23 protein-coding genes are annotated in these 24555 nt (G+C 55.0%); 22 read left to right on the top strand and 1 reads right to left on the bottom strand.

Annotated features, from left to right (window positions below; genetic code table 11):
- Window positions 1-261: 261 nt before the first annotated feature.
- From ACTUHY_RS06385 to ACTUHY_RS06285, 21 genes are all read left to right on the top strand, one after another.
- Entirely contained in the window at window positions 262-714 is a 453-nt protein-coding gene (locus ACTUHY_RS06385; RefSeq protein WP_442827048.1) for a hypothetical protein, read from the top strand.
- Between the two features lie 13 nt (window positions 715-727).
- Entirely contained in the window at window positions 728-1159 is a 432-nt protein-coding gene (locus ACTUHY_RS06380) for a SoxR reducing system RseC family protein (protein WP_278673724.1), read from the top strand.
- 3 nt (window positions 1160-1162) lie between these two features.
- Window positions 1163-1426 (top strand): DUF4321 domain-containing protein, encoded by a 264-nt coding sequence (locus ACTUHY_RS06375; RefSeq protein ID WP_278673725.1) that lies wholly within the window; start codon window positions 1163-1165, stop codon window positions 1424-1426.
- A 9-nt stretch (window positions 1427-1435) separates the two neighbouring features.
- A complete protein-coding gene (locus tag ACTUHY_RS06370) occupies window positions 1436-2047 on the top strand; it encodes a Maf family protein (protein ID WP_442827047.1) in 612 nt (203 codons plus the stop codon).
- Complete coding sequence (radC, locus tag ACTUHY_RS06365) at window positions 1998-2684, top strand: RadC family protein (RefSeq protein WP_278673727.1); 687 nt, start codon at window positions 1998-2000, stop codon at window positions 2682-2684. The genes ACTUHY_RS06370 and radC overlap by 50 nt, the downstream gene beginning before the upstream one ends.
- A gap of 16 nt (window positions 2685-2700) precedes the next feature.
- Entirely contained in the window at window positions 2701-3732 is a 1032-nt protein-coding gene (mreB, locus tag ACTUHY_RS06360) for a rod shape-determining protein (protein WP_442827046.1), read from the top strand.
- A gap of 18 nt (window positions 3733-3750) precedes the next feature.
- The gene (gene mreC / locus ACTUHY_RS06355; RefSeq protein ID WP_278673729.1) at window positions 3751-4635 is read left to right on the top strand and encodes a rod shape-determining protein MreC; all 885 of its coding nucleotides are present in this window, start codon (window positions 3751-3753) and stop codon (window positions 4633-4635) included.
- Window positions 4632-5147, top strand: coding sequence for a rod shape-determining protein MreD (mreD, locus tag ACTUHY_RS06350; protein WP_442827045.1), 516 nt, complete (start codon window positions 4632-4634; stop codon window positions 5145-5147). The genes mreC and mreD overlap by 4 nt, the downstream gene beginning before the upstream one ends.
- A 9-nt stretch (window positions 5148-5156) precedes the next feature.
- On the top strand, window positions 5157-6944 hold the full coding sequence (gene mrdA / locus ACTUHY_RS06345) for a penicillin-binding protein 2 (protein WP_442827044.1): 1788 nt from the start codon (window positions 5157-5159) through the stop codon (window positions 6942-6944).
- A gap of 9 nt (window positions 6945-6953) precedes the next feature.
- Window positions 6954-8075 carry a rod shape-determining protein RodA gene (rodA, locus tag ACTUHY_RS06340; RefSeq protein ID WP_442827043.1) on the top strand — a complete coding sequence of 374 codons (1122 nt, stop codon included), beginning with the start codon at window positions 6954-6956 and terminating at the stop codon, window positions 8073-8075.
- 9 nt (window positions 8076-8084) lie between these two features.
- Window positions 8085-9947 (top strand): TIGR03960 family B12-binding radical SAM protein, encoded by a 1863-nt coding sequence (locus ACTUHY_RS06335; RefSeq protein ID WP_442827042.1) that lies wholly within the window; start codon window positions 8085-8087, stop codon window positions 9945-9947.
- Window positions 9944-10636, top strand: a complete 693-nt coding sequence (locus tag ACTUHY_RS06330; protein ID WP_442827041.1) for a TIGR03936 family radical SAM-associated protein — start codon at window positions 9944-9946, stop codon at window positions 10634-10636. Before ACTUHY_RS06335 ends, ACTUHY_RS06330 begins: the two co-directional genes overlap by 4 nt.
- A 10-nt stretch (window positions 10637-10646) precedes the next feature.
- The gene (locus tag ACTUHY_RS06325) at window positions 10647-12077 is read left to right on the top strand and encodes an Rne/Rng family ribonuclease (protein WP_442827040.1); all 1431 of its coding nucleotides are present in this window, start codon (window positions 10647-10649) and stop codon (window positions 12075-12077) included.
- Window positions 12074-13531, top strand: a complete 1458-nt coding sequence (locus tag ACTUHY_RS06320; RefSeq protein WP_442827039.1) for a CCA tRNA nucleotidyltransferase — start codon at window positions 12074-12076, stop codon at window positions 13529-13531. Before ACTUHY_RS06325 ends, ACTUHY_RS06320 begins: the two co-directional genes overlap by 4 nt.
- A gap of 312 nt (window positions 13532-13843) precedes the next feature.
- Window positions 13844-14803 (top strand): glutaconate CoA-transferase subunit A, encoded by a 960-nt coding sequence (gene gctA / locus ACTUHY_RS06315; protein WP_278673737.1) that lies wholly within the window; start codon window positions 13844-13846, stop codon window positions 14801-14803.
- A 5-nt stretch (window positions 14804-14808) separates the two neighbouring features.
- Complete coding sequence (gene gctB / locus ACTUHY_RS06310) at window positions 14809-15609, top strand: glutaconate CoA-transferase subunit B (protein ID WP_278673738.1); 801 nt, start codon at window positions 14809-14811, stop codon at window positions 15607-15609.
- Window positions 15610-15632: 23 nt separating this feature from the next.
- Window positions 15633-17396, top strand: coding sequence for a sodium ion-translocating glutaconyl-CoA decarboxylase subunit alpha (gene gcdA, locus ACTUHY_RS06305; RefSeq protein WP_297862259.1), 1764 nt, complete (start codon window positions 15633-15635; stop codon window positions 17394-17396).
- A 22-nt stretch (window positions 17397-17418) separates the two neighbouring features.
- Complete coding sequence (hgdC, locus tag ACTUHY_RS06300) at window positions 17419-18201, top strand: (R)-2-hydroxyglutaryl-CoA dehydratase activase HgdC (protein WP_297862260.1); 783 nt, start codon at window positions 17419-17421, stop codon at window positions 18199-18201.
- 33 nt (window positions 18202-18234) lie between these two features.
- Window positions 18235-19668, top strand: coding sequence for a (R)-2-hydroxyglutaryl-CoA dehydratase subunit alpha (hgdA, locus tag ACTUHY_RS06295; protein ID WP_442827038.1), 1434 nt, complete (start codon window positions 18235-18237; stop codon window positions 19666-19668).
- A gap of 2 nt (window positions 19669-19670) precedes the next feature.
- Window positions 19671-20810, top strand: coding sequence for a (R)-2-hydroxyglutaryl-CoA dehydratase subunit beta (hgdB, locus tag ACTUHY_RS06290; protein ID WP_442827037.1), 1140 nt, complete (start codon window positions 19671-19673; stop codon window positions 20808-20810).
- Between the two features lie 85 nt (window positions 20811-20895).
- Window positions 20896-22227, top strand: a complete 1332-nt coding sequence (locus ACTUHY_RS06285) for an acetyl-CoA hydrolase/transferase family protein (RefSeq protein ID WP_442827036.1) — start codon at window positions 20896-20898, stop codon at window positions 22225-22227.
- A gap of 26 nt (window positions 22228-22253) precedes the next feature.
- Here ACTUHY_RS06285 and ACTUHY_RS06280 read toward each other — a convergent pair whose 3' ends face one another.
- On the bottom strand, window positions 22254-23180 hold the full coding sequence (locus ACTUHY_RS06280) for a LysR family transcriptional regulator (RefSeq protein ID WP_442827035.1): 927 nt from the start codon (window positions 23178-23180) through the stop codon (window positions 22254-22256).
- A 195-nt stretch (window positions 23181-23375) separates the two neighbouring features.
- Between ACTUHY_RS06280 and ACTUHY_RS06275 the strand changes: the two genes are divergently transcribed.
- Window positions 23376-24554, top strand: a complete 1179-nt coding sequence (locus tag ACTUHY_RS06275) for a M20 family metallopeptidase (RefSeq protein WP_442827034.1) — start codon at window positions 23376-23378, stop codon at window positions 24552-24554.
- The last annotated feature ends 1 nt before the right edge of the window (window position 24555 follow it).

The following is a 24555-nucleotide window of genomic DNA, read 5'->3' as shown; positions in this document are numbered from 1 at the left end:
CTTTCAGTTCTTCGTGGTGGTTGAGGTGAAATGTAGCTTAGATATGTCTTTATTTTATCGTAAGACAAGGGGTCTTGTGAACAGGAGTGTCCACAAGACCCCAACATTTATTATAGAACCTTTTTTTTGCAGAAAACGCCTTTCTATTAAAGGATTTTTTGTTATAATAAATGGGATATGTTTTTTTACCATGCGGAAAGAGCAAAGGAGAAGAAGTTGGAAGGATATAAGGAATATTCAGAGAGCAGCTCCGGACGGAAAATGTTCCAGTGGGGAGTCCTGGCCCTGATCGCTGCCAGCTGGGCCTATGAAGGGTACCATACTTTCGGCCTGGGACAGTTCAGCCTGATGGGCTGGGGATACAATCTCCTGTTTCTCATCCTCTGGTGCTGGCGCTGTCTGTTCCAGTACAGCCTCTTGCTCACAGAGGACCGTCTCATCGTAGTGATGTACGGCCTGGGACTGGAACGGCGCATGACGGTGTACCTGAAGGACTTGGAAAGTTTTTCCAATCACTACAAAAAGAGCTTCTTCCGGAAAACCGCCATCAGGAAGTACGTACATCGATATTCTTCCCTGGACCCCCATCCGCAGAGGATCCTGGTATACCGGGAAAAGGGAAAACTGTGCGCCCTGCTGTTCAAATCCAGCGATGCACTGATCGATCAGCTGGCCCGGCGGTATCCCAATCAGTTTTTAGATTTTCCAGAATAAAGGAGTCAAGGACATGAGCAACATCTATGTAGGAAAAATCATTGCGGTGAACAAACAGCGCGCCAAAGTAAAAATCGAACAGAGACCGGGAGAACAGCGGCCGAAACTGCTGGACTGCTGGAACGCCTGCAAAGCCAAACAGGGGACCCGGGTCATTGTGGGGAAGCAGAGCCTGGACGAAAAGAGAATGAAAATGATCATCTGGGGGATCCCAGCGTTGACCGCCGTGGCGGGAGCCGCTTTTGGACGGGCCATCGCTCACTTCTTTTCCATCCCTGTCTGGCAGATGGTGGTGCTCAGCATGCTGGTATGGCTGGCCCTGGGACTGTATTATGCCCGGAACTTCCGGAAAAGTGTCCATGCCAAAGTGGAACAATGGACCATCACAGGCTATTATAGTGATGGAGAGATCTATGATGCCAAAGGGAACAAAGTGGAGGTCTGACCGATGCTGGGGAAAAATCATCTGACGCTGCTCCTGGTCCTGGCGGCGGGAGCTGTCATCGGGGGGCTTCTGGGCGACAGCCTGCAGGCTTCCCAGCCTCTGGGCGGGGCAACTGATTATCTGGTCCGGAAATACCAGGTGCTGACCGTTCCTCCGTCGGTTTTCGATCTGTATATCGCCAAACTGACCGTGGGACTTGATTTTTCCCCCAATCTGGCAGCTGTCCTGGGCATGATCCTGGCAGGGATCCTGTTCCACAAACTATAGGAGAGGCATATGGAACTGATTCTGGCGTCCGGCTCCCCCCGCCGTCTGGAACTGCTCCGGCAGATCGGCCTGGAGCCCCGGGTGGTGGTGAGCCATTGTGAAGAAGAAAAAACGGACCGGGATCCAGCCCAGCTAGTTTGCCACAACGCCCTGGCCAAGGGACGGGACGTGTGCCGCCGGCTGGGGGATCAGGTCCCGATCCTGGCAGCTGATACAGTGGTAGTCCTGGAGGGAGAGATCCTAGGAAAACCCAGGGACCCTCAGGAGGCTGCCGCTATGCTCCGGAAACTCAGCGGCCGGAGCCACCAGGTCCTTACAGGCCTGGCTCTGTTCTACCGGGGAAAAGTGCTGACCCATGTGGAGACTACACAGGTACAGTTCTCTCCTCTTTCTGAAAAAGACATCACAGGATACATCCGTACAGGCGAACCTCTGGACAAGGCCGGAGCTTATGGCATCCAGGGGAAAGCCGCTCTTTTCATTCCAACCATCAACGGGTCCTACAGCAATGTGGTGGGACTTCCTTTAGCAGCCTTGAAAAAACTCTTTGCAGAATTGGATGTGACAGAAGATGACGCACTATCTCATACGGGAGATGCTTCCGGAGGAACGGCCTCGTGAACGGCTGATGGCTCATGGCCCGGAAGTACTGACGACTACAGAATTATTGGCCATCTTGATCGGCAGTGGGCGGAAGGACCATTCCGCCTTGGATATCGCCCGGGAACTGACGGGAGATTTTCTGAAGGATGCCCGGCTGGCCCGCACCCAGGATATCCGGGAACTGACCCGGATCCCGGGCATCGGTCCGGCTAAGGCTGCGGTGATCCTGGCGGCGCTGGAACTGGGGCGCAGGCTGGCAGGCGCGGAAAGCCAGCCTTTCAAAGCCATCCATTGCCCGGAGGATGGGGCTATGCTGGTGATGCCCCGGCTCCGGTACGAGAATCATGAACATTTTTTGGTGGTGCTGCTGAACAGCAAAGGAAAAGTAACGGGAATCGAACCGATTTCAGAAGGCTCTCTCAATGCCTCGGTGGTCCATCCCCGGGAGGCCTTTGCTCCGGCGCTGCTCCACCATGCAGCGGCCATCCTGGCCGTCCATAACCATCCTTCCGGGGATCCCAGCCCCAGCCGGGAGGACCGGGAACTGACCCGGACCCTGTGGGATACGGGGAAAGTCATGGGGATCCCTCTGGTGGATCATCTGATCATCGGGGATGGGGTTTATTATAGTTTCAAAGAACACGGTTTGCTGTAAAAGGGGGTAGGAAGGAATGCTGGACCTGCTAGGGTCGTTCTCCACTGACATGGGAGTGGATCTGGGGACGGACCGTACCCGGATTTGCCTGAAAGAAGAAGGGATCATCCTGGACGAACCTTCCGCTGTGACGGTGGAGACCCGCCGGGGCAAGATCCTGGCCCAAGGAAAAGCAGCTCGGCAGATGCAGGGCCGCACTCCTTCCGGGATCTCTGTGATCTGGCCTCTCCAAGATGGGGTCATCGCAGATTTCGATTATGCCCGTCTGATGCTGAAAGGGTTCCTGCATAAGGCGCTGGGACGGCGCCCTTTGCTGCGGCCTCGTCTGGTGATCAGTGTGCCTTGCGGGGTCAACAGTGTGGAGCGGCGGGCTGTCCTGGATGCAGCGATGGAAGCCGGCGCCGGAGAAGCTTATCTGCTGGAGACTCCTTTGGCGGCTGCTCTGGGAGCAGGGATCCCGGTCCGGGAAGCGAAGGCCTGTATGGTAGTGGAATTGGGAGCCGGCGCTACGGAAGCCGCCGTACTGGCCCAGGGAAAGGTGGCTCTTTCCCGGCTCCTCCGGTGTGGAGGCCGGAGCCTAGATGAGGCCCTTGTCCAGTATAGCAAGAAAAAGTATAATCTTCTTATCGGGAGTCTCCAGGCGGAGCAGGCAAAAATCGAAATCGGTACGGTGCGGGAAACGGCTCCGCCGGCTTTTATGGAACTGCGGGGACGGGATTTGATCACCGGGCTGCCCCGGAGCGTGACCATTGATCAGAACCAGATGCGGGAAGCTATATGGGAACCCGTCCACCGGATGGTGGACTGTGTCCGGACGCTCTTGGAACAGCTTCCAGATCTTCTGGCCCGGGATGTGGCAGAGCAGGGCATCGTCCTGACTGGCGGAGGCGCCCTGCTGCGGAATTTCGATTGGCTGCTGAGCCGGGAAACCGGCCTCAGGGTCTGGGTGGCAGAAAATGCCCTTTCCTGTGTGGCCAAAGGGACCGGCATCGCTGCCGGACATATGAATCTGTTCCGGAGAGGGCAGCACCCCCGCCGGAATGTATAATGGAGAGAAGTATTGCCTATGAGGAAGGAACAGAAAGTCAGACTGGGAGTCCTGCTGGCTGTCCTGCTGCTGGCAGGATGCCTGCTTTGGGACGCATTCCACCGTTTTCCTGCAGTGAATACGGTGCTGTCCACCCTGACCCGGCCTATCAGTTTTGTGGTGGGAGGGATCGGCAGCGGGGTCAAGGGCTCCGGGAACTACTTTGCATCTAAATCTTCTCTGGAAAAGGAAAATGCTGCCCTGAAAAAAGAAAATGAAGAACTCCGGCAGAACAATATTGAGCTGATGGGGATGAAAGCAGAAAACGAAAGGTTGGGGAAACTGCTGAAATTCAGCAATCTCCATCCCAAGTGGAACATGGTTTCAGCGCAGGTCATCAGCCGCGACCTGGGGGACTTCAAGGATGTGATCCTGATCGATAAGGGGAAGGAAGACGGCCTCCAGGTGAATATGCCCGTGGTCAACGCGTCCGGCCTCATCGGGATCGTGGACGGTGTCTATCCCCATAGGGCAAAGGTCCTTCTGATTTCCAGCCCCCGCAGCCGGATCGGCGGACTGAATCTCCGGGGAGATTCCCGGGCTGCCGGCATCGTCAATGGAGTGGCCGGACCGGATCTCCTGCTGGAAATGCGCAATCTGAGCCGGAACGCCGATATCCTGCCGGGTGATACCATCGTGACCAGCGGGTATAGCGGCTACCATCCGGAAGGCTTGGTCATCGGCACGGTAGAAGATGTGCAGATGGATACGGGCGGCCTGACCAAAATGGCGACCATTTCGCCCTCTGTGGATTATGGGCATCTGGAAGAAGCCCGAGTGATCACCAATTTCCAGGGCTTTGCTGACTTCCTGCGCAAGGAAGGGAAGGATCCTGATGACCAGAACGGCAAAGGAGGGAAATGATGGTACTGATCGGCTTTGCCTGGCTGCTGTTCACCCTGTTCCTGTTCACCTTGGAAAATCACTGGTTCCTGTTTTTCAATACCACCCAGTCCCCAGACCTGTTGCTGCTGTTTCTCCTGCTCTATGCCATGGACCAGGGAAAACGGAAGGGCGCAGTGTACGGACTGGGTATTGGCGCTTTATTGGACGTTGTCACGTTCAGTTATTTTGGCTGGCATCTGGCCACAAGGACACTGATCGGCTACCTGGTGGGGAAGAACCGGATGAACATGTTTGCTGACCGGCTGCCTACCTATCTGATCCTCACGGCTCTGGTGACCCTGCTGCTCCAGGTGGCCAGAGGCTTGTTCCTGTGTGTGGCACTGGGCCGCTGGCTCCCCCTTCTGCCCCTGGCTGCGGCTGCCTTGAAATGCATGGGCTGGAATCTGGCTGTGGCTCCGATCCTGTGGTTCTGCTATCATAAGCTGAAGAGACGGGTCCGCAGCCGCATGGATTATTATTATCATCTATAGGAGTCTGCCGTGCTGAACAAAAAATACGCTTACCGTTTGGAATTCATGATGCTGGCTGGGATTCTGATCATCCTGGTCCTCATCGGACGCATGTTCTATCTCCAGATCCTGAAAGGGGCCCAGTACCGCCGTCAGGCAGAAGGGAACCGGACCCGGTATACCCGGATCCTGGCCCCCCGGGGGATCATCTATGACTGCAATGGGGAAGAACTGGCCAACAATAAGCCGGGAGTCATGGTTTCTCTGGTCCGTCGTACAGATGCGTATCCGGAAGAGACTTTGAAACGGCTGTCCCAGCTGCTCCATATCCCTCTGTCTGAAATCAAGGAGACCATCCGGCTTTCCGGGGGCAGCTCGGAACCCATCCGGCTGGTCCGGAATGCGTCTCCGGAAGTGGTGGACAAAGTGGAAGAGAATCTCCGGTATCTGCCTGGAGTGATGCTGGAAGTCCAGCCGGTGCGGAATTATCCCAACAAAGGCCTGGCCGTCCACGCCTTGGGCTATGTGGGGGAAATCAGCGACTATGAAATTTCCCAGGGAGCCTACAGCGAACTGAAGGCAGGAGACATCATCGGGAAATTCGGCCTGGAAAATTACTATGATTCCTACCTCCGGGGAGAAGACGGCAGCTACCGGGAAGAAGTGGATGTAGCCGGCCGGGTGGTCCAGATCATGGACAAGGTAGATCCCAAACCGGGTCAGGGACTGGTACTCACCATCGATGCCAAGCTCCAGCGGATCGCGGAAGAAGCGGTGGACCGACAGCTGAAAGCCATCGGTGCCCGAGGCTGCGCCGTGGTGGCCCTGGATCCTAATAATGGGGAAGTGAAGGCCTTGGTTTCCCGACCGGGCTTCGATCCCAACTGGTTCGTCAACGGGATCAGTGAAAAGAACTGGAAATACCTGACCACGGATCCTTTCCATCCCATGACGGACAAGGTCATCGCCGGGGAATACCCTCCCGGATCCACCTTCAAGATCGTCACCGGGTCTGCGGCGCTGGAAGAAAAGAAAGTGACCCCGGATGAACTGATCTACGACTCCGGCCGTCACTGGCTCATCGATATGCGGAATGCCGGCGGGGAAGCCTTGGGCTATATCAATTTCAAACGGGCCCTGGCGGCTTCCGACAACGTCTATTTCTATGAAATGGGGAACCGGGTGGGCATCGATCTCTTGGACAAGTACGCTCGGGAATTCGGCTTTGGAGAGACCACGGGGATCGACCTCCACGGGGAAGCTCAGGGGCTTATCGCCACTCCGGACTACAAAAAGAAAGTCTTCGATGATGACTGGTATCTGGGAGATACCTTCAATACAGCCATCGGGCAGGGCTTCACCTTGGCCACGCCCATCCAGGTGGCAGAAATGCTCAGTGCCGTGGCTACCGACGGAAAACGGTACAAACCCCATCTGGTCAGTAAGATCCTCAACGATGACGGCAGTGTGGCCAAGACCTTTGAACCGGAAGAGGAGGGGAAACTGCCTATTTCCGAATCTACCCTGAAACTGATCCAGGACGGCCTGGAAGCGGTAACGGAAGAAGGGGGGACCGCTGCCTTCCTGAAGAACCTGCCTGTGCCCGTGGCCGGCAAGACCGGTACGGCAGAAAACCCCCACGGACTGGAGCACGGCTGGTTCATTGCCTATGCTCCGGCCAAGAAGCCTCAATTGGTGGTGGTCTGCATTGTGGAACAGGGCAGCTACGGGACCATTTCTGCAGCGCCCATTGTCAAGAGTATCCTGGAGTATGTATTCACCGATCCTCGGGTGCGGCGGCAGGGCACCAAAAAATAAGGAGAAAATATGCGTTGGTTTCATTCATGGAAAAAGTATTTTCGGAAAATCGATAAACCGCTGCTATTCAGCGTCCTGCTGCTGATCGCCATCGGGGTCGTACTGATCGGCAGTGCCACCCATGCCAATATCCCCGGTCCCCGCCGCTACAGTTACGTGGTGCGCCAGCTGAGCTTTGCCGGTATCAACCTGGTGCTGGGGGCCTTCCTCCTGCGCTTCGATTACCGGATCCTGAAAAGCCTGGCCCGGCCCCTGTACATCTTCAACATCCTCATGCTGCTGGCGGTGATGCTGGTGGGCAAAAGCGCTCTGGGGGCCCAGCGCTGGCTCCAGATCGGGCCTATCAGCATCCAGCCCAGTGAATTCGCTAAGGCCATCATGATCATCGGCCTGTCTTCCTATGTGGATGACCGGCTGCCCCTCCTGACAGATTTCCGCAGCTGGCTGCCGGTATTCGGCTACGTGCTGCTGCCCTTCCTGTTCGTCATGAAGCAGCCGGATCTGGGGACTTCTCTGGTATTCCTGGCCATCCTCTTGGGGACCATGATCGTCTGCGGGTTCCGGATCCGGTATTTCCTGATTATGGGCGGCCTGGGACTGGCTTCAGCTCCTCTGGTCTGGAAGATGCTCCACGAATACCAGCGGAACCGGATCCGGGTTTTCCTGAATCCCGGACTGGAACCTTACGGCAGCGGCTACCACGTGATCCAGTCCATGATCGCCATCGGGTCCGGGCTTTTTGCTGGCAAAGGCCTGTTTGCCGGGACCCAGAGTCAGCTCAATTTCCTGCCGGAAAACCATACGGACTTCATCTTTGCCGTAGCGGGAGAAGAATTCGGCTTCCTTGGGACTACCCTCATCCTGCTCCTGTATGGCGTGGTCATTTACCGTGGACTGTCCATCGCTATGCATGCGTCCGATGATTTTGGGACCTTGTTGGCTGTGGGGGCGGTCTCCATGTTCCTGTTCCATATCCTGGTCAATGTGGGCATGACCAGCGGCATCATGCCGGTGACCGGGGTGCCCCTGCCCTTTATGAGCTATGGGGTCAGCTCCCTGACCACCAATATGCTGATGGTGACCCTGCTGCTGAACATCAATGCCCATCACCAGACTCTGCGTTTTCACTAAGGAGAAACTATGCGAAAAGATTTACCCATCGACATACTCAGTGCTGTAGAAAAACCGGCCCGGTATACCGGCATGGAATTCGGCAGCATCGTCAAACCGGAAGAGGAAACGGAAGTATCCTTCTGCCTGGCTTTCCCTGACACCTATGAAATCGGGATGAGCTATCTGGGCTTCAAGATCCTCTATGAAATCCTCAACAAGCTGCCTGGAGTGGTGGCGGAACGGGCCTTTGCTCCCTGGGTGGATATGGAGGCGAAGATGCGGGAACGGGGGCTGGTGCTGTCCAGTTTGGAAAACACCCGGCCCCTGAAGGAGTTCGACCTATTGGGCTTTACCTTGCTCTATGAAATGTCCTATTCCAATATCCTCAATATGCTGGACCTGGGCGGAGTCCCTATCCTGGCCAAAGACCGCGGATTGGATGATCCCTTCGTCTGTGCTGGAGGCTGCTGCGTGTTCAACAGTGAGCCTCTGGCGGATTTCCTGGATTTCTGTATGCTGGGGGATGGGGAACGGATCATCCAGGAAGTGACCCTGTTGTACCGAGACTGGAAGCGGGAAGGGAAGCCGGGCGGCCGGCTGGAGTTCCTGCGCCGGGTTTCCCGGACCCAGGGGGTCTATGTGCCCTCCTTCTACGTAATCACCTATGGAGAAGATGGCACCATCACAGGGAAAAAGGCATTGGAGCCCACAGCCCCTGAAGTGGTGTATAAACGGGCAGAGCAGGACCTGGATGCCTTGGATTTCCCCACCCATCCCATCGTCCCTTACAGCGATACGGTCCATGACCGGATCATGCTGGAGCTGTTCCGAGGCTGCAGCCGGGGCTGCCGGTTCTGCAACGCCGGGATCATCTATCGGCCTGTCCGGGAACGGAAGCCGGAAACGGTGATGGAACTGGCTAAAAAGCTGGTCCCTGCTACTGGGTATAATGAAATCTCCCTGTTTTCCCTGAGTACAGCGGATTACTCCCATCTGGAACCTCTGATCCGGGAGCTGCTGGGGGATTTCCGGAAGGACCGGGTCAGCGTGTCGCTGCCTTCCCTGCGGATCGACAGCTTTTCTGTGAAACTGGCCCAGGAAGTCCAGGCGGTGCGGAAAAGCGGCCTGACCTTCGCACCGGAAGCTGGGAGCCAGCGGATGCGGGACGTGATCAACAAGGGAGTCACGGAAGAGGACCTGATGAATGCCGTAGGGGCTGCCTTTGAAAACGGATGGTCCCAGGTGAAGCTATACTTTATGATCGGGCTGCCTACAGAAACGGATGAAGATGTGCTGGCCATTGCCAAACTGGCCCAGAAGGTCCAGTGGAAATACAAGGAAATCACCGGCCATATGGGCGCCCGGGTCACCGTCAGTGTATCCAATTTCGTGCCTAAGCCTTATACCCCTTTCCAGTGGGTGGGGCAGAATACCAAAGAAGAGTTCGACCGGAAGCATATGCTGCTGAAAAATGCCTTCGCCAACCTGAAGAACATCCATTTCCAGTATCACGATTCCCGGACCAGCTTGATGGAAGGGGTCCTGGCTCGGGGTGACCGGCGCCTGGGAAAGGCCATCTATCTGGCCTGGCAGCGGGGCGCCAAATTCGACAGCTGGAGCGAGTTCTTTGAATATGACCGATGGAAACAGGCCGTAGAGGATGCGGGCCTGACCACGGACTTCTACAACAGCCGTCCCCGGGGCAAAGAGGAGATCTTCCCTTGGGAACATACCAGCTGCGGGGTGAGTCGGCAGTTTTTATGGAGTGAATACGAAAAAGCCCAGGAGGCGGCCCTGACTCATGACTGCCGCCGGGATACCTGCACCGGCTGCGGGGTCTGCCAGAAACTGGGCATCCATATCATCGACTGGAAGGAGGGGAAGGCATGAAGCTACGGCTGCAGATCACCAAAGAACCGGGCATCCGTTTCATTTCCCATCTGGAATACCAGCGGAGCATCGAAAAAGCCATCCGCCGAGCCGGGATCCCGGTGGCCTATTCCGAAGGCTTCAATCCCCATATGAAATTTTCCCTGGCTTCCGCCCTCAGTGTGGGCGTCACCAGTTCTTGTGAATTTGCTGAGATCCGTCTGGCGGAAGAACGCCCTCTGGCGGATTTGGTCAAAGCTCTTTCTGCTGCACTGCCCATGGGGATCCACATCGTCCGGGCAGACCTGGCGGACGACAAAGCACCGAAGCTGATGGCTCAGGCCCAAGGAGCTTCTTATGAAGTGCGGGTCCCCTGTGCCGCTGATCCGGTAGGACAGATGGAGGCTTTTGCGGCGGCTCCGGAAGTCTCTTATACAAAGGCCCACAAAAAAGGTAAGGGGAAACCAAAGACCATCGATGTCAAATTTTATATCCCCCAAGTCAGCGCCCATTGGCAGGATGGCTGCCTGGAACTCCATTTCGATATCCGGATCACCCCCACTGGCAGCATGAAGGCTTCTGAATTCCTCCAGGTCCTGGAAGAGAGATTCCAGGTCCCCCTGGTCTTTGCCCAGGCTGACATCCGGCGGGTGGATCTCTACAGCAGGGATGGAGAAGGCCGGAAGGTCCCCCTGATCGGAGAGGGCTGAGAGGCCGCCCATGAATACCATATATGTAAGTGTGTGGCCGGAAGAGACCCGCATGGGAATGGTGGAAGGGGACCAGCTCCGGGATTATGCGGTGGAGCGGAACAGCACCGACAATCTGGTAGGCAATGTGTACCGGGCCCGGGTGAGTAACGTGGTGCCGGGGATCCAGGCGGCTTTTGTGGACTTGAATACCGGGAAGAACGGCTTCCTGACCCTGAAGAAAGGAGAAAAACTGTCTGAAGGGCAGATGCTCCTGGTCCAGGTGATCAAAGATGCCCGGGGCAACAAGGGACCGGCAGTAACCCGGGAAATCACCTTGCCGGGCCGCTATGTGGTCCTGGAACCTTATGGCAGCCGGGTCAGCCTTTCTCGGAAAATCAGCTGCAAGACCAAACGGAAGGAACTCCGGGAATGGGCCCGGGAACTGCTACCGGATCATATGGGAGTGGTTCTCCGGACAGCGGCCGCCCATGCGGAGAAAAACGAGATCCGGGCCGACTTGGAGCAACTGCTCCACAACTGGGACGTCCTGCTCCGCCGGAGCAAAGTGGGCCGGGGCCCCGGGCTGCTGTACCGGGAATTGGACCTGTCCATCCGGCTGGTCCGGGACTATGTGACGGACCAAGTGGAACAGATCATCGTGGATGATGAAAAGACCTGTACCCGTCTCCAGGAGATGCTCCGGGATATGGGGCTGCCCCAGATCCAGGTAAAACTGTACCGGGGCCGGGAAGATCTGTTCTCTTTCTATCGTTTGGACAAGGACATCGAAAGCCTGTCGGACCGGGTAGTATGGCTCCCGGGCGGCGGGTATCTTGTCTTTGACTATACCGAGGCCATGACGGTCATCGATGTGAACAGCGGAAAATTTTCCACCGGCCCTGACCGGGATGCCACCAGCCTGGCTACCAATCGGGAAGCCGCCCGGGAAATCGCCCGGCAGCTGCGGCTGCGGGATATCGGAGGCATCATCGTGGCGGATTTCATCGATATGGACCGGGAAGAGGAACAGGCGGAGATCCTCCAGATCCTGAAGCGGGAATTCGCTTCGGATAAGATGAAGCCCAAAGTCATCGACCTGACCCATCTGAATCTGGTAGAAATGACCCGGATGAAGGCCCGGAAGAACCTGTCCAGCATCCTCTACGCATCCTGTCCCATGTGTGGGGGCAGCGGACGGGTGGAATCACCAGAAACTGTCTATGTGGAGATCCGCCGCCGTCTCCGGAGCAGCTTCCTGCAGGGGAATATGAGCCATTCCCTGCTGCTGACGGTCCATCCCCTCGTTTACAGGTGGCTGCGGCAGCAGGGGCTCCAGGACATGGAACAGGAATTCCACTGCAGCCTGAAGCTGGCCAGTGATCCGGCTCTGGAAACCGGTGTCTTCACGCTTCTGACCGTGGACCATGAGCTACCCGGCAGAGAGGAGGCTGGGAAATGAAACTGAGTATCCCTCCTTATGTGAAAAAAGTCATGGATGTCCTCTTGAACCAGGGCTTCGAAGCCTATGTGGTGGGAGGCGCTGTGCGGGATATGCTCCTGGGACGGGTCCCGGATGATTATGATGTGGTGACCAATGCCCGGCCGGAGGAAATCAAGGCGGTCGCGGCCACTGCGGATATTCCCGTCGTCAGCGAATTGGGCCAGAACTTCGGGGTGGTGATCCTCCGGGTGGACCGTCACGGAGTGGAAGTGGCCGCGTATCGGAACGAAGCCTATGGTAAGGCCGATGCCCATCGGCCGGCCCAGGTCTGGTACTGCGATACCCTGGAAGAAGACCTGGGACGCAGGGATTTTACCATCAATGCCCTGGCGGTGGACCAAGATGGGAAGATCACCGACTGCTTCAACGGATTGGATGATCTCCGGGGCAGGATCCTCCGGACAGTAGGCGATGCGGACCAGCGGTTTTCAGAAGATGCCCTGCGGATGTTCCGGGCTTGCCGGTTCGTGGCCCAGCTGGGGTTCGCTCCTGATGCAGGGATCCTGCCGGCCATCGGTCATAATCTGGAAAAGGTACGGGGGCTTTCCCTGGAACGGGTGAGGACGGAACTGAATAAGCTGCTCATGGGGACCTACGCCGGAGAAGGAATGGAACTCATGGTGAAGAGTGGCCTGGCTGCTGAAAGCTGCAGGGTCCGAAGCAAAGGGAAATACGATACAGTCCCTATCCTGCCGGAACTGAGCCATCTGGTAGGACTGGCACAGAATCCCCAGTTCCATCCCTTCGATGTCTGGAAGCATACGGCGGTGGCCCTGGACAAAGGGGACCGGAGCCTGGAAGTGGGCTGGGGGATCATGCTCCATGACGTGGCCAAGGGGATGGATGGGGTACGGGGCATCAACCGGGAAGGCCAGCCCTGTGATCATGGCCATGAAGTGGTGGGAGCAGCCTTGGCCCGGCGGATCCTGGAACGGCTCCGGCTTCCCCGGGAAACCGTGGACCGGGTAGCATGGCTGGTACAGAATCACATGCATTTTGGGTTCATCAGTGCCCAGGAGGATGATAAGACCTGGCGCTGGCTCAGGAAGGAAGCCCGCAGCGGCCATTTCCGGGTGAATAAGGAGATGGCCGAAGCCTTCAAACAGCTGACGGCGGTCTGCGTGGCGGATGTGGCTGCCACCAATGCGGGCCAGAACGACGTGATCCATGCCCAGATGTATGGGAAGCGCCTGGTGAAGATGGCGTATCTCATGCCGGTCCATACTTCTGATCTGGATTTTTCCGGCCGGGATGCCTTAGCTTTGGGGGCTTCTCCCATGCAGCTGCGGGAACTGATGCCGGTCCTGCTCCATCGAGTCCAGGACCGGACCCTGGAGAATGACCCTGGAGAGCTGGCGGTAGCTGCCCGGCGCTGGCTGGACCGTCAAAAAGCTTGTAAAGACAATGGATGAATTGTGAAAAAGAAGGTGTTCCTTCAGGAACACCTTCTTTTTTGTGTAAATTATGATATAAAAAAGGTACAAAAAGAGAAAAATTCTTATAAGTTATTAGAATTTTTATATATTTGCAAAAAAAACGACCAATAGGGCCGGGAGAGATTTAAAAAAAAAATTATTTGTGTTATAATCAATCTGTACACTGAATACAGTAGGTTCAGCCGGAATGCGAATGTAAAAAATACTCACAAAGGGGGATGGATTATTTCTTAGAATCGGGTTCCGGTGGGTTCAGAAACTAGTGTGGATCTTAAGGAGGTTTTTGCTTTGAGTAAAGTAATGACGTTAAAAGACGCAGTCGCCAAATATGTGCATAGTGGTGATCACATTGCTCTGGGTGGTTTTACGACTGACCGTAAACCCTATGCTGCTGTGTTTGAAATCCTGAGACAGGGTATCACTGATTTGACGGGCCTGGGCGGCGCTGCCGGCGGCGACTGGGATATGCTGATCGGCAATGGCCGTGTCAAGGCGTATATCAACTGCTATACCGCCAACTCCGGTGTTACCAACGTATCCAGACGGTTCAGAAAATGGTTCGAAGCCGGCAAGCTCACCATGGAAGACTATTCCCAGGACGTCATCTACATGATGTGGCATGCAGCAGCCCTGGGCCTGCCTTTCCTGCCTGTGACCCTGATGCAAGGCTCCGGCCTGACCGATGAATGGGGCATCAGCAAGGAAGTCCGCAAGACTCTGGACAAAGTGCCCGATGACAAATTCAAATACATCGACAACCCCTTCAAACCGGGTGAAAAAGTAGTGGCTGTACCTGTTCCGCAGATCGATGTAGCCATCATCCATGCACAACAGGCTTCTCCCGATGGCACCGTCCGCATCTGGGGCGGCAAATTCCAGGATGTGGATATTGCTGAAGCAGCTAAATACACCATCGTCACCTGCGAAGAAATCATCAGTGATGAAGAGATCAGAAGAGATCCTACGAAGAACGACATCCCTGGCATGTGCGTAGATGCTGTTGTCCTGGCTCCTTACGGCGCTCATCCTTCTCAGTGCTATGGTCTGTACGACTATGATAACCCGTTCCTGAAAGTCTATGACAAGGTCTCCAAGACCCAGGAAGATTTCGATGCCTTCTGCAAAGAATGGGTGTTCGACCTGAAAGATCATGACGAATACCTGAACAAACTGGGTGCAACCCGTCTGATCAACCTGAAGGTTGTTCCTGGTCTGGGCTATCATATCGACATGACGAAGGAGGACTAATAACAATGGCTGATTACACGAATTATACCAATAAAGAAATGCAGGCTGTGACCATTGCCAAGCAGATCAAAAATGGTCAAGTTGTAACGGTAGGTACCGGTCTCCCCCTGATCGGTGCCAGCGTAGCCAAGAGAGTCTATGCTCCTGACTGCCACATCATCGTGGAAAGCGGTCTGATGGACTGCTCTCCCATCCAGGTACCTCGTTCTGTAGGTGACCTGCGGTTCATGGCCCACTGTGGCTGCATCTGGCCGAATGTCCGGTTCGTTGGCTTCGAAATCAACGAATATCTGCACAAAGCCAACCGTCTGATCGCTTTCATCGGCGGCGCACAGATCGATCCGTACGGCAACGTGAACTCCACCTCCATCGGTGACTACCATCATCCGAAAACCCGTTTCACCGGGTCCGGCGGCGCCAATGGTATTGCCACCTATTCCAACACCATCATCATGATGCAGCATGAAAAACGCAGATTCATGCAAAAAATCGACTACGTGACCAGCCCGGGCTGGATCGATGGCCCTGGCGGACGTGAAAGACTGGGCCTGCCCGGCGATGTTGGACCTCAGATGGTCGTAACCGACCGCGGAATCCTAAAATTCGACGAAAAGACCAAACGGATGTATCTGGCAGGGTATTATCCTACTTCTTCTCCGGAAGATGTACTGGAAAACACCGGCTTCGAACTGGATGTATCCAGAGCTGTCGAACTGGAAGCTCCGGATCCGGAAGTCATCAAACTGATCCGTGAAGAAATCGACCCGGGCCAAGCTTTCATCCAGGTCCCGACGGAAGCAAAATAAGACATTCGGGAGGAATAAGTTAAATGGGTTTCTACTCTATGCCTAGATATTTCCAACATATGCCTCAAGTCGGCAAACCCTTGAAAAAGGTGGATGCGGCCAACGAAGAACAGCTGAAAAAGATCGAAGAAGAGATCCATCAGCTGATCAAAGCTGCCCAGGAAGCCGGCAAGGCAGATGCTGATGTGAACAAGAGAGGGGAACTGACCGCTCTCCAGAGAATCGAAAAACTGGTGGAACCGGGCTCCTGGAGACCCCTGAACACACTGTTCAACCCCCAGGGGAACAAGAACGGTTCCGTGGCCATCGTCAAGGGCCTGGGCCGTGTGAACGGCAAATGGTGCCTGGTAGTAGCTTCCGATAACAAGAAGCTGGCCGGTGCCTGGGTGCCTGGCCAGGCTGAATGCCTGCTGCGGGCTTCCGATACCGCTAAGACCCTGCACATCCCTCTGGTATATGTACTGAACTGCTCCGGCGTGAAGTTCGACGAACAGGAAAAGGTATACCCCAACCGTCGCGGCGGCGGCACGCCTTTCTTCCGGAACGCTGAACTGAACCAGCTGGGCATCCCTGTCATCGTCGGGATCTACGGCACCAACCCTGCCGGCGGCGGTTACCATTCCATCAGCCCTACGGTCATCATTGCCCATGAAAAAGCCAACATGGCTGTGGGCGGGGCCGGTATCATGGGCGGCATGAACCCCAAAGGTCATGTGGATATGGAATACGCCAATGAAATCGCCGACATGGTAGACCGTACCGGCAAGACTGAACCTCCGGGAGCTGTCGACATCCATTACACCGAAACCGGTTTCATCCGTGAAGTCTATGCTTCCGAAGAAGGCGTCCTGGAAGGCATCAAGAAGTACGTAGGCATGCTGCCGAAATACGATCCGGAATTCTTCCGTGTGGACGATCCGAAAGCCCCGGCTTTCCCGGCTGACGATCTGTACAGCATGGTGCCCCTGAACGACAAACGGGCGTATGACATCTACAATGTGATTGCCCGCCTGTTCGACAACAGCGAGCTCCGCGAATACAAGAAAGGGTATGGGCCTGAAATGGTCACCGGCCTGGCCAAGGTAAACGGCCTGCTGGTAGGCGTCGTAGCCAACGTCCAGGGCCTCCTGATGAACTACCCTGAATACAAGGCTGCCGGTTCTGTAGGTATCGGCGGGAAGCTGTACCGCCAGGGTCTGGTGAAGATGAATGAATTCGTCACCCTGTGCGCTAGAGACCGTCTGCCCATCGTCTGGATCCAGGATACCACCGGGATCGACGTGGGCAACGATGCGGAAAAAGCTGAACTTCTGGGTCTGGGCCAGTCCCTGATCTACTCCATCCAGACTTCCCACATCCCTCAATTCGAAATTACCCTGAGAAAAGGCACGGCTGCTGCCCACTACGTACTGGGCGGGCCTCAGGGCAATGACACCAACGCCTTCTCCATCGGTACGGCTGCCACGGAAATTGCCGTGATGAACGGTGAAACCGCTGCCACTGCCATGTACTCCCGGAGACTGGCCAAAGATCGGAAAGCCGGCAAGGATCTGCAGCCGACCATCGACAAGATGAACAACCTGATCCAGGCTTTCTATACCAAATCTCGTCCGAAAGTCTGCGCTGAACTGGGTCTGGTGGACGAAGTCGTCGATATGAATAAGATCCGCGGCTATGTAGAAGCTTTCACGGAAGCTGCTTATCAGAATCCGGAAAGCATCTGCCCGTTCCATCAGATGATGCTGCCTCGTGCCATCAGAGAGTTCGAGACTTTCGTAAAGAAATAATCCTTACGGAGGAACTGTTTTAATGAGTATCTATACCTTGGGAATCGATGTTGGATCGACCGCATCCAAGTGCATTATCCTGAAAGACGGAAAAGACATCGTGGCAAAATCCCTGGTAGACGTGGGGACCGGAACTTCCGGTCCTGCACGTTCTATTGCGGAAGTCCTGGAAAATGCCCACATGAAAAAAGAAGATATGGCCTTTACTTTGGCTACCGGCTACGGACGCAATTCGCTGGAAGGCATCGCTGACAAGCAGATGAGCGAACTGAGCTGCCATGCCATGGGTGCCAGCTTCATCTGGCCCAACGTCCATACGGTCATCGATATCGGCGGTCAGGACGTGAAAGTCATCCATGTGGAAAACGGGACCATGACCAATTTCCAGATGAACGATAAATGTGCTGCCGGTACTGGCCGTTTCCTGGATGTCATGGCCAATATCCTGGAAGTCAAGGTCTCTGACCTGGCTGCTCTGGGGGCCAAATCCACCAAACGGGTTGCCATCAGCTCTACCTGTACTGTATTTGCGGAAAGTGAAGTCATCAGTCAGCTGTCCAAAGGGACCGATAAGATCGACATCATTGCCGGGATCCATCGTTCGGTCGCTAGCCGTGTCATTGGCCTTGCCAACCGGGTGGGGGTTGTGAAGGATGTTGTCATGACCGGCGGCGTAGCCCAGAACTATGGTGTGAGAGAGGCTCTGGAAGAAGGCTTGGGTGTGGAAATCAAGACTTCTCCTCTGGCTCAGTACAACGGTGCCCTGGGTGCCGCTCTGTACGCTTATAAAAAAGCGGTAAAATAAGGTTGTAATCATTGTAAAGAAGGAAGGATCATTATGCCAAAGACAGTAAGCCCTGGCGTTCAGGCATTGAGAGATGTAGTGGAAAAGGTTTACAGAGAACTGCGGGAAGCCAAAGAAAGAGGAGAAAAAGTAGGTTGGTCCTCCTCCAAGTTCCCCTGCGAACTGGCTGAATCTTTCGGTCTGCATGTAGGGTATCCGGAAAACCAAGCTGCTGGTATCGCTGCCAACCGTGACGGCGAAGTCATGTGCCAAGCTGCTGAAGACATTGGCTATGATAACGATATCTGCGGGTATGCCCGTATTTCCCTGGCTTATGCTGCTGGGTTCCGGGGCGCCAACAAGATGGATAAAGACGGCAACTATGTCATCAACCCCAACAGCGGGAAACAGATGAAGGATGCCAATGGCAAGAAGATGTTCGATGAAAACGGGAAGCCGGTCATCGATCCGAAGACCCTGAAACCCTATGCTACTACGGACAACATCTATGAAATCGCTGCCCTGCCGGAAGGGGAAGAAAAGACCCGCCGTCAGAATGCTCTGCATAAATATCGTCAGATGACCATGCCCATGCCGGATTTCGTGCTGTGCTGCAACAACATCTGCAACTGCATGACCAAATGGTATGAAGACATTGCTCGTCGCCACAATATTCCTTTGATCATGATCGACGTTCCCTACAACGAATTCGACCATGTGAACGAAGCCAACGTGAAATACATCCGTTCCCAGCTGGATACGGCCATCCGTCAAATGGAAGAAATCACCGGTAAGAAGTTCGATGAAGACAAATTCGAACAGTGCTGCCAGAATGCCAACCGTACCGCCAAAGCATGGTTGAAGGTCTGCGACTTCCTGCAGTACAAACCGGCTCCTTTCAACGGATTCGACCTGTTCAACCATATGGCTGACGTGGTTACCGCCCGTGGCCGTGTAGAAGCTGCTGAAGCTTTCGAACTGCTGGCTAAGGAACTGGAACAGCATGTGAAGGAAGGCACTTCCACTGCTCCGTTCAAAGAACAGCATCGTATCATGTTCGAAGGGATCCCCTGCTGGCCGAAACTGCCGAACCTGTTCAAACCGCTGAAAGCCAACGGCCTGAACATCACCGGCGTTGTATATGCTCCTGCTTTCGGGTTCGTCTACAACAACCTGGACGAACTGGTCAAAGCTTACTGCAAGGCTCCGAACTCCGTCAGCATCGAACAGGGTGTTGCTTGGCGTGAAGGCCTGATCCGCGACAACAAGGTCGATGGGGTACTGGTCCACTACAACCGGTCCTGCAAACCTTGGAGCGGTTACATGCCTGAAATGCAGCGTCGTTTCACCAAAGACATGGGTATCCCCACTGCTGGATTCGACGGTGACCAGGCTGACCCGAGAAACTTCAACGCGGCTCAATATGAGACCCGTGTTCAAGGCTTGGTCGAAGCCATGGAAGCAAATGATGAAAAGAAGGGGAATTAACAATGGCTATCAGTGCACTTATTGAAGAGTTCAAAAAAGTATCTGCCAGCCCAAAGACCATGCTGGCCAAATATAAAGCCCAGGGCAAGAAAGCCATCGGCTGCCTGCCGTACTACGTTCCGGAAGAACTGGTCTATGCTGCAGGCATGGTTCCCATGGGCGTATGGGGCTGCAACGGCAAACAGGAAGTCCGTTCCAAGGAATACTGTGCTTCCTTCTACTGCACCGTTGCCCAGCTGTCCCTGGAAATGCTCCTGGACGGCACCCTGGACGGCCTGGACGGAGTCATCACTCCTGTCCTGTGCGATACCCTGCGTCCTATGAGCCAGAACTTCAAAGTGGCTATGAAAGACAAGATGCCTGTTATTTTCCTGGCTCATCCTCAGGTCCGCCAGAATGCAGCCGGCAAGCAGTTCACCTATGATGCCTATGAAGAAGTCAAAGGCCATCTGGAAGAAATCTGCGGCCATGAAATCACCAACGATGCCATCCTGGATGCCATCAAAGTGTACAACAAGAGCCGTGCTGCCCGTCGTGAATTCTGCAAACTGGCCAATGCCCATCCTGATCTGATTCCGGCTTCCACCCGTGCTGCCGTCCTGCGTGCTGCTTACTTCATGCTGAAGGATGAATACACCGAAAAACTGGAAGAACTGAATAAGGAACTGACTGCTGCTCCTGCTGGCAAATTCGACGGCCACAAAGTCGTGGTTTCCGGCATCATCTACAACATGCCCGGCATCCTGAAAGCCATGGATGACAACAAACTGGCTATTGCTGCCGATGACTGCGCTTATGAAAGTCGCAGCTTCGCCGTAGATGCTCCGGAAGATCTGGACAATGGCCTGCAGGCCCTGGCTGTACAGTTCTCCAAACAGAAGAACGATGTGCTGCTGTATGACCCTGACTTCGCCAAGAACGCCAGATCCGAACATGTCTGCAACCTGGTGAAGGAAAGCGGTGCAGAAGGCTTGATCGTCTTCATGATGCAGTTCTGCGATCCGGAAGAAATGGAATATCCTGACCTGAAGAAGGCTCTGGATGTCCATCACATTCCTCATGTAAAGATCGGTGTGGACCAAATGACCCGCGACTTCGGGCAAGCCCAGACCGCTCTGGAAGCTTTCGCTGAAAGCCTGTAAGACAAACGCAAAAGGAGCTGTTGCCTGTGCAGCAGCTCCTTTTTTGCTATAATAGAACCCAAAATATACCTACGCGAGGTGGCTTATGAGCCTTTCTGAAGAATATGCCCAAAAGAAGAAAACCGCAGAAGAAGTCCTTTCTCTGATCCAAGATGGGGACTATGTGCTGTCCGCCCAGGCTATGGCGGAACCGGTGAGCCTGTTGGAAAAGATGCCTCTCCTGCGCCAATGGGGCAGGAAGGGCATCACCTATAATTCCTGCATGCCCATAGCGGATCTGTCCTGGTATCATGATCCAGCCATGGGGGAGATCCTGGACCATGTGTCCTGGTTCTTCAGCGGGCCCACCCGGAAGGCCCATGCCGAAGGGCTGTGCAGCTTTTTGCCCGCCGGGTCCACCAGCCTGGTCCGGAAGACTCTCCAGCGGGCGGCGACCCAGCACAGGCGGCCGGTACTCCTGGCTTCCGCTTCTCCCATGGATGCCCACGGGTATTTTTCTCTTTCTCTCAGTGCCCTATTCGAGCGGGACATCATCGATCGGGGAGCGCTGGTACTGCTGGAAGTGAGCCCCCATTTTCCCCGGACCTGGGGAGATACCTTGCTGCCCATTTCCCAGGTGGCTGCTTTTGTGGAAACGGACCGGAAGCCGCCCATTTCGCCCCTGCCTGGCATGGGTGACCTGGATCGGAAAATCGCGGCCCACGTAGCAGAATTGATCCCCGACGGTTCTACCCTCCAACTGGGGGTGGGACATATCCCCAGTGCCGTGGCGGAAGCCCTGAAGGATCGGAAACATCTGGGCATCCATACCGGCCTGTTCAGCGACAGCTTGATGGATTTGGTCCAGTGCGGTGCCGTGGACAACAGCCGGAAAGGATTCCTGGAGGGAGTTTCCCTCTGTGCCTTTGCCAATGGGACCCGGGAATTGTATAACTTCCTGGATAACAATCCGGGGGTGGTGTTCCGCCGAGGCACTTTTGCCAATGAGCCGAAGATCATCGCCCGGAACCGGAACATGGTATCACTGAACACAGGGCTGGAAATCGACCTTACCGGCCAGTGCGCTGCAGAATCCATGGGCTTTACCCAGTTTTCTGCAACTGGTGCCCAGACGGAAACGGTCCAGGGAGCCCAGCTGTCTCCGGGAGGAAAATCTATCCTGGCGCTCCATTCTGTGTATTCAGCCCGGAACGCCCAGGGAGAAAAGGTACTGAAATCCAAAATCGTGCCTTATTTCCGCCCGGGGACCATCGTTTCCACTTCCCGGAACGAAATCGACTATGTAGTGACCGAATATGGAGTTGCCTGGCTGAGGGGTGCTTCTGTCAGAGAACGGGTCAATGAGCTGATTGCCGTGGCCCATCCTGCCTTCCGAGAGAAACTCCGGGCAGAAGCCCGGCGCTGTGGGATTGGATAAGAAATACAGACCCGGCTGATCATAAGTCAGCACAGGGTCTGTATTTCTTTTTCCAGCAGACGGATGCAGTCCCGGACCACTGGGAGCCGGGAATGTCCCCGGGGGACGCAGATGGTCAGCCAGGGGCAGGTCTGCAGATCCCCAGTGATGAAATAGCGGATGGGCTTCTGGACATGGAGAGCCTTGAGATAGGATTCCATGGTGAACGCGGCACCCAATCCTTCTGAGGCCAGGCGGACGGACAGGTCGATGCTGTCGATTTCTTTGATCTTCCCCGGCTGGAAGCCTTTTGCTTCCAGTAACTTGTTTTCCTGCCAGCGGATCTGCTGATGGGGGTACTGGATGTAGAAGTTTTCTCCATTTAGTTCCCGGATATCCAGATAGGGGAAGGGAAGATCCGGAAGCGGCCTGGCCTTCTGACAGGCGGGATGATCGGGGGGAAGGGCCGCCAGCAGATGCTCCTTTTTCAGATGGATGTTGTCCAGGAGGGGATTGGGTTCATCCTGGACGCAGAGGATCAAATCCAGATTGTTCTTCAGCAGGGCCTTCTCCAGGGCTGCATAGTGACAGTGGAGAGTCACCAGATTGATATCCGGGTGGAGCTGATGGAACTCCGCAATCAGGGTGGGCATCAGCAGGGCGTAAAAGATGAGATAGGTGCCGATCCGCAGCTCCTGCCTGGGAGGCTGGTGCAGCTGGCCTAATTTCTGGGACATCTCCTGATCCAGTTCCAGGATCCGACGGGCATAAGCAATCATGATCTTTCCAGCTTCCGTGGGAATCGCTTCTCGGGATGTTCGAATAAAGAGCAGGGTTCCCAGAGAAGTTTCCAGATTCTTGATGGCGATGCTGAGTGTCGGCTGTGTCACGAACAATTTTTGAGCAGCAGCATGGTAATTTCCCGTATCGGCCAGTGCGCAGAGATAGCGCAACTGTTTAAAATTCAGGTTCATGATTCCTCCTGCAGGTGGGGATTTTTCCAATTTGTATCTATTATAACATCCCTGTGTAAAAAATCTTCTTCTAGCCCTAAGCGATTGAAAATATTTATCAGAACGGAGCAGAATACAATTGGAATGAATGATCGGAATGTCCTACAATGACTCCATAAGAGCTGGTATGCTCCAGCTTTGAATGGGAGGAGTGTCATGAAAAACGAAAAATTGTATCAGGCTTGTGAAAAAGCCCTTCCCACGTATATGGCCAACTGGGAGAAACTGGTCAATGTAGACTGTGGATCCCGGAACGGAAAGGGAATCAATCGGGTGGCGGATCTGGTATGGAAAGAATTGGAACCGCTGCAGCCTTTTTCCCTGGAAAAGATTCCCATGGAAAATCCTCAGGAAGGCTGTCACCTGCTTGCGGTCTTTAAGGGAAAAGGCAGGGGGAAAATCATGGCCAGCGCTCATCTGGACACCGTATTCCCAGAAGGGACCGTGGCAGAACGACCGTTCCGGATCGAGGGGGACTGGGCCAAAGGACCAGGAGCTGCTGACTGCAAAAGCGGCGTCAATATGATGGTATTCGCCATGAAGCAGCTGCGGGCGCTCCATTTCGAGGATTTCGAACAGATCACCCTGCTCTTCAACGGGGATGAGGAAATCGCCTCTCCCAGCAGCCGGAAGTTGATCGCCCGGCTGGCTCCCCAGCATGACTGCTATCTTTGCTGTGAATCCGGTCAGGAAGGAGATGGACTGGTCCGTTCCCGGAAAGGGTCCAATCTGCTGAAAGTGGAGGTCCAAGGTGTGGCGTCTCATTCCGGCAATGCTCCAGAAAAGGGAGCCAGTGCCCTGATGGAAATCCTGTACCAGATCCAGCAGATGAAAAAGTTGGAAGACCTGGAGCAGGGGACTACCCTGAACTTTGCGCTGCTCCAGGCTGGAGAACGGGAAAACATCATTCCGGCCCATGCTGCTGCTGTGGCGGATCTTCGGGTGACAAAACGGCAGGAAATCGACAGGGTGCGCCGGGAAGCCGAAAAAATAGCGGCTCATCCGTCGATTCCCGGAACACAGGTAAAAGCAGAGGTGAAAGAAGGCAATCCGCCCTTTTCCCCCAATCCAGGGACGGATCGGCTGATCCAGCTGGCCCAGGAAATCTATGGGGAACTGGGACGGAAACTGGTTGTTCGCTCCGTAGGCGGTGCTTCTGATGCCAATTGGGCTGCTGATGCAGGAGCTGTAGCTGTGGATTGTTTTGGAGCCGTCAAGGGAGGCAAGAACCATACTCCCCAGGAATGTGCTTCCGTCAGCAGTGTGGTCCCTCGGATGTACCTGCTGACCCGGATGTTCATGGAAGCTGGCCGCTGGGCTGAAAGGAAGGATTGAT

The organism is Acidaminococcus nyctereutis, assembly GCF_052216985.1.
Lineage (GTDB): Bacteria > Bacillota > Negativicutes > Acidaminococcales > Acidaminococcaceae > Acidaminococcus > Acidaminococcus fermentans_A.
This window is presented reverse-complemented; position numbering and strand designations above follow the sequence as displayed.

Excerpts from the sequence above, each read along its gene's own strand:
- ACTUHY_RS06385 (WP_442827048.1), top strand. The coding sequence starts at position 262 with ATGTTCCAGTGGGGAGTCCTGGCCCTGATCGCTGCCAGCTGGGCCTAT.
- ACTUHY_RS06380 (WP_278673724.1), top strand. The coding sequence starts at position 728 with ATGAGCAACATCTATGTAGGAAAAATCATTGCGGTGAACAAACAGCGC.
- ACTUHY_RS06375 (WP_278673725.1), top strand. The coding sequence starts at position 1,163 with ATGCTGGGGAAAAATCATCTGACGCTGCTCCTGGTCCTGGCGGCGGGA.
- ACTUHY_RS06370 (WP_442827047.1), top strand. The coding sequence starts at position 1,436 with ATGGAACTGATTCTGGCGTCCGGCTCCCCCCGCCGTCTGGAACTGCTC.
- radC (WP_278673727.1), top strand. The coding sequence starts at position 1,998 with ATGACGCACTATCTCATACGGGAGATGCTTCCGGAGGAACGGCCTCGT.
- mreB (WP_442827046.1), top strand. The coding sequence starts at position 2,701 with ATGCTGGACCTGCTAGGGTCGTTCTCCACTGACATGGGAGTGGATCTG.
- mreC (WP_278673729.1), top strand. The coding sequence starts at position 3,751 with ATGAGGAAGGAACAGAAAGTCAGACTGGGAGTCCTGCTGGCTGTCCTG.
- mreD (WP_442827045.1), top strand. The coding sequence starts at position 4,632 with ATGATGGTACTGATCGGCTTTGCCTGGCTGCTGTTCACCCTGTTCCTG.
- rodA (WP_442827043.1), top strand. The coding sequence starts at position 6,954 with ATGCGTTGGTTTCATTCATGGAAAAAGTATTTTCGGAAAATCGATAAA.
- ACTUHY_RS06335 (WP_442827042.1), top strand. The coding sequence starts at position 8,085 with ATGCGAAAAGATTTACCCATCGACATACTCAGTGCTGTAGAAAAACCG.
- ACTUHY_RS06330 (WP_442827041.1), top strand. The coding sequence starts at position 9,944 with ATGAAGCTACGGCTGCAGATCACCAAAGAACCGGGCATCCGTTTCATT.
- ACTUHY_RS06325 (WP_442827040.1), top strand. The coding sequence starts at position 10,647 with ATGAATACCATATATGTAAGTGTGTGGCCGGAAGAGACCCGCATGGGA.
- ACTUHY_RS06320 (WP_442827039.1), top strand. The coding sequence starts at position 12,074 with ATGAAACTGAGTATCCCTCCTTATGTGAAAAAAGTCATGGATGTCCTC.
- gctB (WP_278673738.1), top strand. The coding sequence starts at position 14,809 with ATGGCTGATTACACGAATTATACCAATAAAGAAATGCAGGCTGTGACC.
- gcdA (WP_297862259.1), top strand. The coding sequence starts at position 15,633 with ATGGGTTTCTACTCTATGCCTAGATATTTCCAACATATGCCTCAAGTC.
- hgdC (WP_297862260.1), top strand. The coding sequence starts at position 17,419 with ATGAGTATCTATACCTTGGGAATCGATGTTGGATCGACCGCATCCAAG.
- hgdA (WP_442827038.1), top strand. The coding sequence starts at position 18,235 with ATGCCAAAGACAGTAAGCCCTGGCGTTCAGGCATTGAGAGATGTAGTG.
- hgdB (WP_442827037.1), top strand. The coding sequence starts at position 19,671 with ATGGCTATCAGTGCACTTATTGAAGAGTTCAAAAAAGTATCTGCCAGC.
- ACTUHY_RS06285 (WP_442827036.1), top strand. The coding sequence starts at position 20,896 with ATGAGCCTTTCTGAAGAATATGCCCAAAAGAAGAAAACCGCAGAAGAA.
- ACTUHY_RS06280 (WP_442827035.1), bottom strand. The coding sequence starts at position 23,180 with ATGAACCTGAATTTTAAACAGTTGCGCTATCTCTGCGCACTGGCCGAT.
- ACTUHY_RS06275 (WP_442827034.1), top strand. The coding sequence starts at position 23,376 with ATGAAAAACGAAAAATTGTATCAGGCTTGTGAAAAAGCCCTTCCCACG.